The 15,921-nt window shown below is 43.4% G+C and carries 11 protein-coding genes; 5 read left to right on the top strand and 6 right to left on the bottom strand.

All coding sequences use genetic code 11. The annotated features are described in order from the left end of the window. Positions 1 to 46: 46 nt before the first annotated feature. From V7K21_RS18160 to V7K21_RS18150, 3 genes are all read right to left on the bottom strand, one after another. The gene (locus tag V7K21_RS18160; RefSeq protein ID WP_335176546.1) at positions 47 to 2,242 is read right to left on the bottom strand and encodes a molybdopterin oxidoreductase family protein; all 2,196 of its coding nucleotides are present in this window, start codon (positions 2,240 to 2,242) and stop codon (positions 47 to 49) included. A 237-nt stretch (positions 2,243 to 2,479) separates the two neighbouring features. Further along, positions 2,480 to 3,982, bottom strand: coding sequence for a NarK family nitrate/nitrite MFS transporter (locus tag V7K21_RS18155; RefSeq protein WP_335176544.1), 1,503 nt, complete (start codon positions 3,980 to 3,982; stop codon positions 2,480 to 2,482). 227 nt (positions 3,983 to 4,209) lie between these two features. Then, positions 4,210 to 5,760: a ferredoxin--nitrite reductase gene (locus tag V7K21_RS18150; RefSeq protein WP_335176542.1), complete on the bottom strand. Its 1,551-nt coding sequence runs from the start codon at positions 5,758 to 5,760 to the stop codon at positions 4,210 to 4,212. 504 nt (positions 5,761 to 6,264) lie between these two features. On the opposite strand from V7K21_RS18150, the gene V7K21_RS18145 reads away from it, so the two are divergent. The 4 genes from V7K21_RS18145 (at position 6,265) to V7K21_RS18130 (ending at position 10,571) form a co-directional block, all read left to right on the top strand. Further along, positions 6,265 to 6,678, top strand: coding sequence for a QcrA and Rieske domain-containing protein (locus V7K21_RS18145; RefSeq protein WP_335176540.1), 414 nt, complete (start codon positions 6,265 to 6,267; stop codon positions 6,676 to 6,678). A 17-nt stretch (positions 6,679 to 6,695) separates the two neighbouring features. Then, a complete protein-coding gene (locus V7K21_RS18140; protein ID WP_335176552.1) occupies positions 6,696 to 8,057 on the top strand; it encodes a HEAT repeat domain-containing protein in 1,362 nt (453 codons plus the stop codon). Between the two features lie 408 nt (positions 8,058 to 8,465). Then, positions 8,466 to 9,413, top strand: coding sequence for a LysR family transcriptional regulator (locus tag V7K21_RS18135; protein WP_335176539.1), 948 nt, complete (start codon positions 8,466 to 8,468; stop codon positions 9,411 to 9,413). An 84-nt stretch (positions 9,414 to 9,497) separates the two neighbouring features. Beyond that, positions 9,498 to 10,571: an anthranilate phosphoribosyltransferase family protein gene (locus V7K21_RS18130; protein WP_335176537.1), complete on the top strand. Its 1,074-nt coding sequence runs from the start codon at positions 9,498 to 9,500 to the stop codon at positions 10,569 to 10,571. A 153-nt stretch (positions 10,572 to 10,724) separates the two neighbouring features. Here V7K21_RS18130 and V7K21_RS18125 read toward each other — a convergent pair whose 3' ends face one another. After that, positions 10,725 to 12,149, bottom strand: coding sequence for an LCP family protein (locus tag V7K21_RS18125; RefSeq protein WP_335176535.1), 1,425 nt, complete (start codon positions 12,147 to 12,149; stop codon positions 10,725 to 10,727). A gap of 286 nt (positions 12,150 to 12,435) precedes the next feature. Then, entirely contained in the window at positions 12,436 to 12,798 is a 363-nt protein-coding gene (locus V7K21_RS18120) for a hypothetical protein (protein WP_335176550.1), read from the bottom strand. Positions 12,799 to 13,060: 262 nt separating this feature from the next. On the opposite strand from V7K21_RS18120, the gene V7K21_RS18115 reads away from it, so the two are divergent. Beyond that, positions 13,061 to 14,227, top strand: a complete 1,167-nt coding sequence (locus V7K21_RS18115; protein ID WP_335176533.1) for an AI-2E family transporter — start codon at positions 13,061 to 13,063, stop codon at positions 14,225 to 14,227. A gap of 54 nt (positions 14,228 to 14,281) precedes the next feature. Here the strand turns inward: V7K21_RS18115 and V7K21_RS18110 are convergent, their stop codons facing one another. Then, on the bottom strand, positions 14,282 to 15,613 hold the full coding sequence (locus V7K21_RS18110; protein ID WP_335176548.1) for a serpin family protein: 1,332 nt from the start codon (positions 15,611 to 15,613) through the stop codon (positions 14,282 to 14,284). Positions 15,614 to 15,921: the final 308 nt, after the last annotated feature.

Below are 15,921 nucleotides of genomic sequence, written 5' to 3'. Positions count from 1 at the left end.
TCATTACGATAATGGGTTTCATTGTATCTTTTTTGATTGCGATCGCTCAATTGAGAGCATCCCCAAACATGATCACCAAAAGTGGACAAGACCCATAAATTGGTATTAGCTGCACTGCACAGGCTTTTAATTCTGGTTGAAGCGAATCAGGACAAGATTCGGGATGGGTGAGGGCATTAGCTTCGGCATTGTCTGCCCACAGCGAACCCCAGTGCATGGGGACAAAAACTGTACCCGGCGCGATCGCTTTTGTCACTTTAGCAGGAAACTTAGCTTTACCTCGACGCGATCGCACTTCTACCCACTGATTATCTACAATATTTAAGTGAGCAGCATCACGGGGATGAATTTCGATAAATGGTTCGGGATGCATTTTGCAAATTTTTTCAATCCGCCCGGTGCGTGTCTGGGTATGCCAGTGTCCGTAAAGTCTTCCGTTAGTAAGTACAAAAGGATAATTTGGGTCTGGTGGTTCTGCCAATCCCTTTGAGTAATATGCCCCAAATCGAGCGCGTCCATCAGGGGTGTGGAAGCGCAAATCAGTATATAATCGCTTTCCAGAGGTTTCTCTCCCTGCTTTTCTGCTCTCTTGGAGGTGAGGCCATTGAGTTGGGCCTTCTGTCTGTAATTGCGCGTGATTGATACCCGTCATATCGCAAGGGCGATCAGTAGTTAGTTTGACAAACTCAGCATAAACTTCAGCAGAGTTAGCAAAAGTAAACTCTCTCTCAAAACCTAACCTTCGTCCAACTTCGGCAAAAATTTCCCAATCTGCTTTAGCTTCTCTTGGGGGTTGGCGAAATGCTTGACACAGAGTTACCACTCGTTCGGAATTTGTCATCACACCAGTTTTTTCACCCCACTGGGCTGCTGGTAGCAGAACATGAGCGTAAGCAGAGGTTTCTGTAGGATAATAAGCGTCTTGGTAAATGGTAAAAGGCGATCGCAATAATGCCTTCTTCGTCCGCTCCAAATCTGGCATACTTACAGCTGGGTTGGTAGCCGCAATCCAGAGTAACTCCACAACGCCATTTTCCAAGCCAGTAATCATGTCCCAAGCAGTCAAACCGGGATTGGGCGAAATCTGTCCTGGCTTGAGTCCCCAAAACTCCTCAACTTCTGCACGGTGCTGAGGATTTTTCACCGTCCGATAACCCGGTAATAAATGGGCCAAGCCTCCGGCTTCCCGTCCTCCCATTGCGTTTGGCTGACCAGTGAGGGAAAAAGGGCCTGCACCAGGTTTGCCAATTTGTCCAGTCATCAGGTGCAGGTTAATGATAGTTCTGACCTTAGCCGTCCCTTCTGAGGATTGATTCACACCCATTGACCACAAAGACAATACTCGCTGTGATTCACCCCAATAGCGAGCTGCTGTTTCTAAATCTTCAATGCTGATTCCACATTGACTAGCTACTATTTCTGGGGGATAGTGGCGAATCACTTGGGCGTATGCGGGAAAGTTGCTGGTGCAGTCGTCCATGAACATGGTATCAATGTAGTTCCAGCGCATCAACAAGTAGGCAATGCCGTTTAACAAGTCGATATCTGTACCGGGACGAATCGCTAAATGCAAATCAGCAGCTTCTGCGGTTGGTGTGCGACGGGGATCAACCACAATCATTTTGACTTTGCGATTCTTTTTGTGATACTTCTCCAGTCGGTTAAAAACGATGGGGTGACATTCAGCTGTATTAGTACCAATTAAAAATGCACAGTCAGTTAACTCCAAGTCATCGTAACAGCATGGGGGGCCATCTGAGCCAAAGCTTTGAATGTAGCCAGCTACAGCACTAGACATACATAAGCGAGAGTTAGCATCAAAATTATTGCTACCCAGACAGCCTTTCATGAGTTTCTGGGCTATGTAATAATCCTCAGTTTGAAACTGACCGGAACCATACATACATAAGGCTTCTGGGCCTTGGGTAAAGCACACAGTTTGAATGCGCTGCGTGATTATATTAAAAGTTTCATCCCAACTAACCCGCCGGAACTCTTGATCTAAGGAGTCTCGCACCATTGGGTAATGTAATCTATTTTTATCTAAAGATTCAGCGATCGTCGCACCTTTAACGCAAACCATTCCTTGACTGGATGGATGGGCTTTATCGCCCCGCACCCGCCAATTTGGATTTCCTTGGCTATCTCGATTAGTTGCTTTGCCATGTTGGGCTGGGAGTGAAACTTCTAAACCACAACCAACACCACAGTAAGGACAGAGAGTTTTGGTAAATTCACTCATGGCAGTTGTACCATTTTGTTATTTTGATTGTGCAACCTCAGATTTAGCGACAGTTTGAGAAATTTGTATGTTACGCAATCAATTGCTAAAAAGCTTAATTTATCGAACCGCAGAGACGCAGAGAGCGCAGAGAAAAGAAAAAGAGATTTTCATGAATTAAGACTTTTATAAAAGGATAAAGTCTAAAGTTTCCTATTCAGATTTGATAGTGAATTTTCTACTTCATCCTTCAGCTGATTATTCTTCAGTTAAGAAAATAGAGTTTTTAGTTGCGGTTTCTGGTAGTTCACCTTCATAAGCAACGGCAAAGGAACCTTTTGGTTCTTTAAGGAAGAAGGCACACATGAAAGCGCAGACTATGGCAGCTAAACCCATTGTGCTAAATAGTGTAGATGCGTCAGTTAAACTAAAAATTGTCAGGTAAACCACGCCGCCAAAATTACCGTAAGCTCCCACATTACCGGCAATTTGTCCAGTGGCTTCCTTTTTAATTAGGGGTACGATGCTGTAGGTTGCACCGCAGCCAGCTTGGGCAAAGTAGGCGGCAAACATTGTAACTGCGATCGCTAGCGGAATCGGCCAGTTACTATTAATAAAATGTGCTATGAAATAACTAACACCAATACCAGCGCTGATAATTGTCATTGTCCATTTACGTGAGCCAAATTTATCAGAAATAAAGCCACCACTAGGACGAGAAATTAAGTTAAGGAAGGGATAAGTGGCAGCAATCATCCCGGCGACAACATGCTCTAAACCAAAGGTTTTTTCAAAAAATGCCGGGAGAATAGAAACAACTGCCAGTTCGCTGCCAAAGCTAGTTATGTAAGTGAATTCGAGTAAAGCTACTTGACCAAATTGAAAGCGTTCAGATGGAGCGTAGGTTTTTTTGCCAATTAGAAGTTCTCGATTTACCTGCGAAGCTTTATAACTTTGGTAAGCAAATAATCCTGCTAATAGCAACCAAGTCAGATACATTTGACTCAGAGTTAGGAAGTGAATATTCTTTTGTTCCAAACGCCAAGCTAATAAACCCAAGGCGAAAATCAAACCAAAATTCGAGACAATCATCGCCCAGAAGCTTTTGATACTAGTCACTTCTAGAGAACCATTCTTTTTAGGTTTCTTGTAGACTTTGCCTGTGGGCGTATCTTGGACGCTGTTGTAATAAATTATGCCGTAGATGGCTGCAATGATTCCTGTGAGTGCGATCGCTAACCGCCAGTTAGAAGCGCCACCAGCGAAAAAGCTAGTAGAAACTGCAAGTATCGGCAAGGTAAACTCTGCGCCAAAAGCTCCAAAGTTGCCCCAACCGCCATAAATGCCTTGAGCAATTCCCATCTCCTTCGGCTGGAACCATTCCGCCACCATGCGGATACCTACAACAAACCCAGATCCGACAATTCCCATTAGCAAACGACTGATAACTAGTTGATTAAAATCTTGCGCTAGCGCCGTCGCTAAACAAGGAACAGCCGCAAACATCAGCAAGATTGAATAGGTGATTCTGGGGCCAAAACGATCCAGAAGCATCCCAATAATTAATCGGGCAGGAATTGTCAGGGCCAAGTTACAGATGCCCAAAGTTTTGATTTGCTCAGGTGCTAAATGTAGCTCCTTGCCAATGGTTGTAGCAAAGGGAGCAAAGTTAAACCAACAGACAAAGGTGAGAAAGAAAGCAAACCAAGTCTGATGTAAGATACGGTAGCGATCGCTGAATGAAAATAAGTTTTTAAGCATTCCAGTCTTTCTAATTGAATAAAATACGGAGAAGAGGTAGAGGGAGCAGGGGAGTAGGGGGAAGTTAAGCCTTTGAGGCTGAAAGTTAAGCCTTTGAGGCTGAAGGTTAAGCCTTTAAGCCTGAAGGTTAAGCCTTTAAGCTTGAAGGTTAAGCCTTTAAGCCTGAAAGTTGAGCCTTTGACCAATGCCGCCGATAAGCACTAGCAGTTACTAACTACTAAGGCTTCTCACCTGGGTTTGGCCCCAAAGTTTTTGATTAGTAAATCTTGCAATACTGGTTGCAAGTCTTCGCAAGGTATGCTTTTGATGACGCAAGTTCCCAAATGAGCATCTTTGCCAACTTTGCCGCCCATATATATGTCAACGGCTTCCAGGGTTTTGCCATTTTTGCGAGTCTTAGTTCCCATCAAGCCGATATCTGCAACTTGGGGCTGTCCACAGGAATTGGGGCAACCTGTCCAGTGAATTCGTACTGGCTTGGTGAAGGTTAAGTCTTCTTCTAAGGCTTTAATCATTGCCAGAGCGCGGTTTTTGGTTTCGATCAGGGCGAAGTTGCAAAATTGTGCGCCTGTACAAGAAACAAGCGATCGCGTCAACAAACCTGGGTCAATGGAAAACCTTTCCAGCAAAGGCTCTGTTAAAAATGTTGCTAAACGCGAGTCAGAAATGTTGGGAAGGACGATGTTTTGTTCAACGGTGAAACGGATTTCACCACTGCCGTAAACTTGCGCTAAACGGGCAATTTCAAACATATCTTCAGCATATAGTCGCCCGACTGGAATGTGCAAGCCTACGTAATTTAATCCCGCTTGTTTTTGTTTATATACCCCGATGTGGTCGCGTTTTTCCCAGTCGATTTCGTCTTTTGCTGCTGCGGGTAAGAATGATTTACCCAAACGGTTTTCTACTTCTGCTCGAAACTTTTCTAAACCCCATTGATCAATTAGCCACATCAGGCGGGATTTTTGCCGATTAGCACGCAATCCATAATCACGAAAGACTTCCAAAACCGCTCTACATACAGCTACCACATCTTCTGGAGCCACCCAAGCATTTAGAGGAATCGCCGCTTCACAACGTTTGGCTGAGAAAAAGCCACCCACAAGGATGTTAAAGCCAAATATTGAAAATTCTTGCCCAGTCCCCTCTTTAAATGCTGGAACAAAAGCTAAATCGTTGATTTCGGCGTGAACTGAATTGTCTCTTCCACCTGCGATCGCAATATTAAACTTCCGTGGTAAGTTGCTAAACTCTGGGTTTCCTTCCCCTTTGTTGGTGAGCATATCTTGAATTTGCTGTACTAACTCTCGTGTGTCGTACAACTCATCTGCATCCAACCCCGCCACAGGATCGCCTGTGATATTGCGGACGTTATCCATCCCTGACTGAACGCTGGTTAAACCAACTGTGTCAAATCTATTAAAGATATCTGGTAAATCTTCAATTCTGATCCCTCGTAATTGGATATTCTGTCTGGTAGTAATATCAGCGCAGCCATCATCTCCATAGCGCTGCACCACTTGGGCTAAAACACCCATTTGACTGCTGGTGATAATACCGTTGGGCATCCGTAACCGCATCATAAACTTGCCTGGGGTGACTGGGCGAAAAAACACACCCACCCATTTGAATCGATGATCCCGATCGATTTCGTCCATTGCTTCCCAGCCGAGGGCAGCAAATTTCTCTATCTCACCCTTGACGGCGAGTCCATCTTTTTCTGCTTTGAATTTCTCAAACTTATTCAGGTTGGTGGTGGTAGTTGCTGTGTCTGTCATGAGTCTGACTCTGGTTACAAATTACTAAATATGGTGATAATTGCCCAACATCAACCAACCCGTAGTTCCATCAGGTGTTGTATCTACGAAGGTTTGGGAATAAAAACTTAATATTTGCTTACGGCTGATTATTTTTACTCAAGAGCATTCCAAAGCGAAACCCCAATCTGTGATTAATTAAGGAAAACTTGTCGGTATTTATATCTGGGGAATTTGTCAGCAGGTTTAGATACTGTTCATGTAACAATTTCGATACTCATAAGTTAAAGGGAGATTTCTGTTAAAATCGTATAAATTGTTACGATTTTTTGGTAAAATTGCTGAAAATGGATGAAGACTATGCATTTTTTGCATCAAAGTCAGTCAATGAGCCACAAAAAGCCCTTGCTGAAAAGTATTTAAAATAACTGAAGCGATTTTGGACTGCCATAGATTAATCCAAAATCTAAAATCTAAAATTGAGTGGCAGATGTTAGCTAAAACTTAGATATTATTTCAGCAGCTATGAAACGTCGTGATTTTATTAATTGGATAGGTTTGGGTTGGATAGCGAGTTCTCTACCTGTAGCGATCGCAGCCTGTTCTTCTCAAACAACTTCAGCATCCGGGGATTGGCAAACAGTAGGCACCTCGGCAGAATTAGATAAGACTGGCCAATTGCTGGCTAAAAACTCACCAGCTGGGCCTGTGTTGGTAGTTGGCACATCTAAAGCTGCAAATCTGACAGCTGTTAACCCTACCTGTACTCACGCAGGTTGCACCGTAGGATGGAAAGCTCAGGCAAAAAAATTCGTCTGTCCTTGTCATGGATCAGAATTTGGGGTTGATGGTAAAGTGCAAAAAGGCCCAGCGACAGAAGCGCTTAAAACTTACGCCGCCAAGATTGAGGGTAATTCAGTTGTAGTCAAGCCAAGTTAAACAATACAATTCAGGGTATCGTGAGTAATATCAACCAGCTTTTGGTGCAAGCCCGAACAGCATACGATGCAGCTGATTGGTCATCAGTAATTCAATATTTACAACAATTAATTTTAGGGGCAGACTCTGAACATCCAGAGATAGTTAAAAATCAAGAATATCTGCTGACATTAACACTTTCAATGTTAGAGATGGGGGATTTTCAACAACGCTGGGAAATTACCAAAGTGCTGACTCACTTGGGAAAAATTGCCATCCCACCACTCATTGACATTTTAAAAGATGAAGATGCAGAAGAAGAATTACGCTGGTATGCAGCGCGGACTTTGGGTGAATTTCAGCACCCTGAAGCCATCGCCCCCTTGGTGGAATTGTTGAAAATCGATGAGGATGAAGAACTCAAAGCGATCGCAACTACAGCACTAGGGCAAATAGGTACTGTTGCGATCACTGCCCTCTGTGAACTTCTATTAGATGAAAATACACGGCTTTTGGCCGTGCGATCGCTTTCCTGTATTCGACAACTAGAAACCATCACCCCGCTATTGAGTGTATTACAAGATTCACAAGCAGCAATCCGTGCCGCCGCAATTGAAGCCCTCAGCAGTTTTCATGACGAGCGTGTACCGCCAGTATTGTTAAACGCTTTGGATGATATAGCCGCCACAGTTAGGCGTGCAGCAGTGCTTGGTTTAGGTTTTCGCCCCGACTTACGCGAAGCATTAAATTTGGTAACGAGACTACAACCCAAGCTGTACGACTTTAATCTTGATGTTTGTTGTGCAGCCGCAATTGCCCTTTCTCGGATGGGTGGTGATGACGCTGCCAAATACTTATTTGATTTGCTGATTTCACCCGATACACCGATAACACTGCAATTAGAAACCATTCGCGCTTTAAGTTGGGTGGGGACGCCATCCAGTTTGGAATATTTACAAACAGCATTTAACCAAATCACATCCGAGACACTTTGGCAAGAAATTGTCACAGTTTTGGGGCGAGTGCAAAAGCCGCAAACTACACTGGCCGCAGAAATTTTACTGCAAATACTGCGATGCCTTCTCTACGAGACGCTCCGCGAACGGCGAGCTTCTTTACGAGACGCTCCGCGAACGCTAACGCAACATCCAGCCACAGAGATTGCCAATATCAAAAGTGCGATCGCCCTGTCTTTAGGGCAGTTAGGCAAAATGCAAGCTATTGAACCATTGATTTCACTGCTAGCTGATTCAAATGCATCGGTGAGACTACATGCGATCGCTGCACTGAAAAATCTGGATAGTGAAGCCGCACATCAACAATTGCAGCAATTAGCAAATAATGCTGCACTCACACCACATTTGCACCAAGGAATAGCGATCGCTTTAGCTGAGTGGTAAAGTTGGTATCATCGAAAGTTTAGTTACTCAGAAGTTTGGATCGGAGCCATATTCGTAATTGGTAAATGCAAATATGACGCGTAGGTGTAGCCCGCCGTAGGCATCGCAGCCCTATCCGCAAGTTGGACAAAAACTTGTGTTGCTCAAACCTCATAATCAGCCGCATAATGTGATGAACTGAAAATCTTATCTAAAAATTCATATATTTCAGCAGAAAATAGTCAATTCCTTTTCGGCGAAATTTACCAATAAATTCCATGCAAAGCGGGTAATTGACGATAAAGGTGGTAAAACCTGATTTACACAAATATAAATCTCAGGAAAAGACCTGTAACAAACCTTACCAAACTTTGGTTAAAAATCCGTTAACTTAATGAAACATATAAATGTAATTCAGGTTACATAAAAATGCGCCTAGAGCAGTTGCAAGCTTTTTTAGAGATCGCCCAAACCGGCAGCTTTCAACAAGCAGCGCGAAAATGTGGTGTCACCCAATCGACGATTAGTCGTCAAATCCAGGCATTAGAAGCAGATTTAGGTATAGAACTGTTTCACAGAACAAGTCATGGAAAATTGACACTCGGAGGTGAATGTTTACTACCCCGTGTTCGCAAAATTTGCCAAGAATGGCAGACAGCTACAGAAGAATTAGCTGATTTAATCGCCGGAAAGCAGCCAGAACTATGCATCGCGGCGATTCACTCTGTTTGTGGATCTTACTTACCACCAGTGTTGCAAAAATTTTGTCATGATTATCCAGATGTGCAATTGCGCGTAACTTCATTGGGAAGCGATCGCGCCCTGAAAGTCCTCAAAGATGGATTGGTGGATTTAGCAATTGTGATGAATAATCGCTTTTTAACCACTGGTAGAGAAATGGTGGTAGAAGTACTTTATGATGAACCGATAAAAGTTCTAACAGCAGCCAATCATCCACTAGCCCAATATGAATGCGTCCCTTGGTCGGAGCTAATTCGTTATCCTCAAGTGGTTTTTAAAGATGGTTATGGGATGCAGCGCTTAATACAAGATAGATTTGAGCGAATGGAAGCTAAACTCCAGGCAGCTTTAGAGGTAAATACCCTAGATGCCTTCCGGGGAGTAGTACGCCAGGGAGAATTGATAGCTTTGCTACCTCAATCAGCATTAGTAGAAGCACGCCAAGACGCGACGCTGGCAATTCGTTCCTTAGCCAGCAATAATACTAGTGGTTTAGCAGATGGTTCCAGTTTGACTCGTCGGGTAGTTATAGTAACAACTCAAGACCGACTTCAAATTCCCCCCATCAAGCACTTTTGGCAACTCGTGCGCGAAAATATACCATTACAAATTGATCAGCAGCGATCGGCTTCTTAAGTGTGATTAGTTATTAGTCATTAGTCATTAGTCATTTTCAGAAGGACAATGGACAAATGACAGTGGACAAAGGACAAAGGATAAATGAGCAATCTATTTAAGGAATTCCTGCAAAAAGTAGGTAGCGGAAATCACACAGCCGAGAATTTAACTCGCGCCCAAGCAGCCACCGCTACTAAAATGATGCTGCTGGGTGAAGCTACACCAGCCCAAATCGGAGCGTTTTTGATTGCTCATCGAATTAAGCGGCCTACGGGGGAAGAGTTAGCAGGAATGTTGGATGCCTATGAGGAACTGGGGCCAAAACTGCAACCAATGGTTTCTGGACGACCAGCGATCGCTTTTGGTATACCTTATGATGGCAGAACACGTACAGCACCAATTAGTCCGGTAACAGCTTTACTACTCGCCGCAGTTGGACAACCAGTGGTAATGCACGGTGGCGATCGCCTCCCAACGAAATACGGTTTATCCCTAATAGAGATTTGGCAGGGTTTAGGAGTCAATTGGACTACGCTACCACTAGCAAAAACCCAGCAGGTGTTTGAGCAAACGGGAATCGGCTTTATTTATCTACCTCAGCATTTTCCCTTAACTAAAAGTATTTGGGAGTACCGCGACCAACTTGGCAAGCGTCCGCCTTTGGCAACAATGGAGCTAATATGGTGTCCTTATGCCGGGGATGCTCACGTAGTTGCTGGGTTTGTCCATCCGCCGACAGAAGGGATGTTTCAGATAGCTCTGGGGCTGCGGGGAGTAACAAAATTTACATTAGTAAAAGGATTGGAAGGTAGTTGCGACTTACCGCGCGATCGCACTGCGATCATTAGCTTATCTCCATCCGTAGCATCCCAAGAGGTAGAACGATTGCACCTAGTACCACGTGATTACGGCTTTACTACCAAGAACGTACCCCTTGGAACTACTGAAGAACTAGTGGCGGATATTCAGGCGGTTTTAGCAGGTAAACCAGGCGAATTGATGGAAACAGCCTTGTGGAATGGCGGATTTCACCTATGGCGGAGTGGAATTTGTCCAGATATGTTAAAGGGTTTAGCTAAGGCAGAAGAATTATTAACCAATGGTGTGGTAGCAGCTAAACTCCAACAACTCAACCAGGTAGTAAATTCACTCTCAGCAGCATTTGTGGCAGTGTAAACAGTTCAGTTAAAAACATGGATCTGATCACTTCAGGGTGTCAATATAACTCGTAATTAATTCCAAATTACGTTAGTGTAGCGGTAGCGAGTCCGCGTACCCTTACAGGGAAGCAAGCTACGCGCAGCGTCTCGTAGAGAGCGTCATTAGTAATTATTTGGTCAGCGACTCCTTTAAAATAGATTTTTGTTGCAACCAATCCTGACCCACTTGAATACTGATATCCGAGCCGAGGTTGCCAGTACTTTCCACACGCACTTCACCAAATCCCAATGTGTTGCGAATTGATTCGGCACTGTCACCATCTCCTTGTTGAGCGACAATGTGAGTTACATCTAGAGGTTCACCCCATGCCTTGGCTACATAAATGTTGCGATATCCAGATTTTTCCAAGGCTCTAATTAATGGTCGGAGATTAGAGCGATCGCCACCTGTACTATCTTGAATTGCTACACGTAGAGAGCGTGGATCAGTTGCAGTCGCTTGCTGTTCCTGTTCTGATTCCAACCCAAAGTGTTGAGCCATCAGTTTGGCAATACCATCTTTGTTGGGCAACCAATAGCTAGCATCAAACTCATTCTTCTCGCTAAAGCGACCTGGCAGCATTAACATTTGCATATTGGAGCGATTTGTCTGCACCCCAAAACCCATAAGTGCCAATAATTCTTCAACCGTCAAGTTGGTATCAATATGGTCTTTCACTACATCAAGAACTTTAGGTAATTGAGCCACAGTAGCTGGGTTAAGTGTTTGATCCATCAAAGCACGCATGACCATTTGCTGCCGCTGAATCCGGCCAATATCTCCGAGTTCGTCATGGCGGAAACGCAGCAATTGCAGTGCCTTATCGCCATTTAGATGCTGTTTACCCGCCTTCAAATTGATGTACAAATGCTGGGAATCATCTTGGTACTTCATATCTTTGGGGACGTAGACTGTTACGCCCCCTAAAGCATCGATTAGCTTGGCAACTCCCAGAACGTTAATTCGGATATAGCGATCAATTCCCGCCCCACCTAAGAGATTACTGACGGTTCTGGCAGTCAAAGCTGGCCCACCGTCAACATTAGCAGCATTAATTTTTTTCACTCCATACCCCTCTATTTGTGTGCGGGTATCTCTGGGAATAGAGAGCATGATTATTTTTTTCGTCTCTGGATCAAATTTGAGCAAGAGCATCACATCGGAAAGACCATCAAAGGAATTTACCTGGGGCTGGTATCTGAGGTTTTTGGTTTCTGGGGGAGGGTTTTGGATATCCGGGGGAAGTACGCTCATCCCCAAAACTAAGAGATTCACTGGGCGAGTTAATTGTGAAAATCGCAGCCCACTTCCAGAGATGCGATCGCCATCAAAGGCCGCCTCATCCTTTGGACTTAGCTGGGCTTGTTGCAAAGGCGTACTGGTTAAAGACACCGCCAAAAGCGCCCCTGCTGTTGCTGACACCATTGCAATACCACTCATCCCTACCCAAAACCACAGCCAACGTCCGGATTTCGAGTTCTGAGAAATTTTTTTACTGGACTTAGAGGCTTTTCCCGACTGGTTTTCTTCCGCCGAACTTCTTTGAATGGTCACAGACTTCCTCACACTTACTCACTAATCAAATTCGGTAAATTTGCAGACTAAAAACATGCAGGCAAATCAACCCATAATAGCTAACTCTTAATTATCAGTGCTAACTTTTTTAATGTAGTGTCAACCACAACACTTATAGCAACATTTTTCCTTCTTTTGGGCTAATCTAGAGATGTTTTACTGAAGTATGGCAATAATAAACTGGATTTGACTAGATATATAGATAAATCAACCGGATTTTTTTAGGAAATAAGTAAAAATACTGGAAAAGTATCATCCGAAAAAATTAAGATAAATACTTACCCAGCACTCGTTCTGCTAAAGTATTAAACCCTGGTAAACGCCCAGATTTGCCCTGCATTAGGCGCAAAATCAACCAGACACTTACTAAAAAGTAACCTGATGTGAGAAAGCTATTGAGGATAAATAGACGTAGCGTTAATAAATCTGAAGTTGCTGCACCGGTAGCTAATAATAGATATCCCAACAGCCAAGTAAGCGCCAAAGTAATAGACAGACGACTAATAGCAAGTTGTTCCCGACTACCCTGGCCCCGATAGAGAGTCCACAAGGATGGGAAAAAGCCGATGATCGGAATCAAATATAAGAGCGACTGTGTTTTAGACTTGGGGCATGGGGCATTGAGCATTGGGGATTGGGGAGCCACTGCGGTCTTGGGGTGTCCCCAAGTGGAGCAAGTAGCGTCATTGGGTATGGTTATTCTCCTTGTCCCCTTGTCTTTCTTGTCCCCTTGTCCCTCTTCTTCCCACTCCCTATTCTCTTTCGGTTCAAAGTTTTCCATGTAGGTTAGTCTAACTCCTAAATTAGAAGGATGAATAAGACTCATATAGTCAGAGATAATAAGCTGTAAAGAAAGATTTCATTTAGTTCTATCCCGCAATCAGCTCAAAATGCAGACACGCAAGCTACTCGACTGGTGGCAAAGATTCACACCAATAGCGCGAATCGGGGCGATCGCGTTATTCCTGCCGCTGCTAGTTCTAAATGGTTGGGCACTTTCGATATTCTTTAATTATTTCCATTCTCTCATAGTCATTTTAGTTGGAGCCTCAGTGCTAGCATTTCTGCTCAACTACCCCGTGAGCTGGATGGAGCATCATGGTGCTAGGCGAGAGCAAGTCGCTATCCTAGTATTTCTCTTGGCTTTATCAATTTTATTAGCGTTGGGTGTTACACTTATTCCGCTGGCCCTTACCCAAGCCCAACAACTGGTGGCTCGTTTACCAGAGTTGATCGACTCTGGACGCTCTCAGTTAATGATATTAAACGAAAAAGCCGAGACTTTCGGCTTACCGATTAACCTCGATGCTCTAGTAGTGCAAATCAATGATCGCGTCAAGGGACAATTACAAGCGATCGCTGGACAAGTTTTAAATCTGGCGGTAGTTACAGTCACTAGTCTGCTAGATATTCTCTTGACGATGGTTTTGACTTTCTATCTTTTACAGCATGGGGGTGAACTCTGGCAAAGTTTAGTGGAATGGCTACCTAATAAATTTCGCGATCCTTTCTCCAAAACAGTCCGCCTCAGCTTCCAAAATTTCTTCATCACCCAGCTAATTTTATCTACTTGCATGGCATCAGCCCTGATTCCTACCTTTTTGTGGCTAAAAGTGCCATTCGGGCTGCTATTTGGCCTAACTATTGGACTGATGGCTCTCGTTCCCTTTGGCGGTTCTGTAGGCATCGCCCTGACTACACTATTGGTAGCGTTGCAAGATTTCTCAATGGGTGTGAGAGTCTTGATAGCAGCAGTGATTGTACAACAAATTCTCGAAAACTTAATTGCCCCCCGAATTTTAGGCAGCTTTACGGGTTTAAATCCAGTTTGGATTTTAATTTCAGTCTTAACAGGGGCAAGAATTGGCGGACTGTTAGGTGTAATTGTGGCAGTACCTACAGCTGTTGTAATTAAGACCGCCTTAAGTGCCTTGCGTCCTGGTAGTGAGACAAACGACAGCGCCACTGGGGAGATAACTGCACCCGTTGCAGCAAATGAGTCCCCGAAAGCTGACGCTAAAAACACTCTGAGTATTTCGGAAGCAACATTACCCTAGAATTAAATTCAAAATTCAAAATTCAAAATTTAAAATGAAGGAATTTTGAATTTTTTACTGTGGGTCAATGATCGAACCCATAAACAAAACCCTTCCCGTCTGATTATCCCTAATCGCACAGAAGAAGGGACGGTCAACAATCATTCGGAATGGTTCTGGTTCCTGTCTCAAAGCTGTTGCTACTATTCCCACTGAAGTAGCCGCAGCCGCTTCCGTGCCTTCTTCGTTCACTTCCACAAAAGTTTTATGCTTAACTTCGCTAATGGCAAAATTTTTACCCATGCCGGAAAAATTGGCTTTGTTGCTGAAAGCCTCCTCCATGCCTAAAGTTTTTAAGGCATCATTGAGTGTAACGTCATAATCTGTTTTGAAGCGGGGTAAACGAATGAGCCCTTTTTGTTCGCTGAACTGAGTCATCCATTTATCCCAGTTCTCAACATTCAAGTTTTGATAGAAGGCTTTGAGGTCAGAGTTCTGTTTCGGCAGGAAAATATAAAAGCTGAATTTGCCATCTTTACCGTAAGGTAAACTAACTGCCTGAAATTGTTTGCTTTCATAGTATCTATAGTCACCACTTTGTGACATCATCGGGTGTTGTTTTGGCTTGCCAGGTGTGCTGTAAAAAGGGTATTGAGCAGTTTGATTTTTATCAAATTCTTTACTCCATTTTCCTTTAAAATATATGGCATTAATCAGAAACAACACTTTATCTGGTTCAATTTTTCCAATTATCTGATCGATTTTGCCATTAGTATTCTCTTTTACCCAGTTATTGATAATACTAAGTGCTGCGGGATCTTGAAAATTTAAATTGCTGACCTTAGCTTGATAGAAATTCTGCGTTCTCTGGAGGAAGTCTGGCCGAAAGCTAACATTTTTATTTGCCCAAAGTGAGTTAGCAATCTTCAGTTGTACTTTTGGATCTGAATTGTCTAAAAGCTGTTTTAATGCCGCTGCGTAAGAAGAGTTGATTTCTTGCAGATTTATCCCCTGTAATTCCAGGGTTTTGGCGATCGCTAGTTGAGTCGTGCCGCTCGCGCCATTGTAGGTCATAGCTAGAGCGATCGCCACACTCGAAGGTGAGATAAAAACGTTCTTCTTACCATTATCACTTTTAAGAAGTTCTGAAAATAGTTTGAAGCCAAACTTATTGCTAGACTCAAGGATTTTTGTATCAGTCTTGAGTGTTTTTTTTTGCGATGGAGTTTCTGGCTGAGGTAAACTAGATTGGGCAAGGGCACTTTTATTACTATCGATTTGAGAATACCCTAATACACTAAATAGAACAACACTTGCAGATGCCAGAGCATAACGTCTGCCTAGACTCACACCATAACGTCTTTGCATAAAATTTTCTCTCATACTACTATATTTTTGCCGAATCATCATACTACCTCAGTTGCGAAAGATTCCCGATCTGTGGTCAGAGTTTACGCAGACACTGTGTCAATGATTAACTATTGCATTTGCTCCAATAGAAAAATGGGACTGTTACAGTTTTTGTAACAGCAAGTTAGTAGCTCAGAAGAATTAGACCTCTTGCAGAATTATTTTTATGTTATAATAGAAGGCTTTGCTTCCATACTAATGAGGTGGAACAATTGAGAAACGTGATACTTGGGTGGTTTGGTAGGAGCTATTGCCAAAAAAAAAGAGTAAATTAAATTCTATCATTGCCCTACCTATGAAGAAAT

The sequence above is a fragment of the Nostoc sp. genome (genome assembly GCF_036919595.1).
Classification (GTDB): Bacteria; Cyanobacteriota; Cyanobacteriia; order Cyanobacteriales; family Nostocaceae; genus Nostoc.
Note: the sequence above shows the minus strand (reverse complement) of the source record. Positions and strands in the feature narration are given on the sequence as shown.

Bases quoted from the DNA above. Each gene is read 5' to 3' on its own strand.
- V7K21_RS18160 (WP_335176546.1), bottom strand. From the start codon at position 2,242: ATGAGTGAATTTACCAAAACTCTCTGTCCTTACTGTGGTGTTGGTTGT.
- V7K21_RS18155 (WP_335176544.1), bottom strand. From the start codon at position 3,982: ATGCTTAAAAACTTATTTTCATTCAGCGATCGCTACCGTATCTTACAT.
- V7K21_RS18150 (WP_335176542.1), bottom strand. From the start codon at position 5,760: ATGACAGACACAGCAACTACCACCACCAACCTGAATAAGTTTGAGAAA.
- V7K21_RS18145 (WP_335176540.1), top strand. From the start codon at position 6,265: ATGAAACGTCGTGATTTTATTAATTGGATAGGTTTGGGTTGGATAGCG.
- V7K21_RS18135 (WP_335176539.1), top strand. From the start codon at position 8,466: ATGCGCCTAGAGCAGTTGCAAGCTTTTTTAGAGATCGCCCAAACCGGC.
- V7K21_RS18130 (WP_335176537.1), top strand. From the start codon at position 9,498: ATGAGCAATCTATTTAAGGAATTCCTGCAAAAAGTAGGTAGCGGAAAT.
- V7K21_RS18120 (WP_335176550.1), bottom strand. From the start codon at position 12,798: ATGCTCAATGCCCCATGCCCCAAGTCTAAAACACAGTCGCTCTTATAT.
- V7K21_RS18115 (WP_335176533.1), top strand. From the start codon at position 13,061: ATGCAGACACGCAAGCTACTCGACTGGTGGCAAAGATTCACACCAATA.
- V7K21_RS18110 (WP_335176548.1), bottom strand. From the start codon at position 15,613: ATGATTCGGCAAAAATATAGTAGTATGAGAGAAAATTTTATGCAAAGA.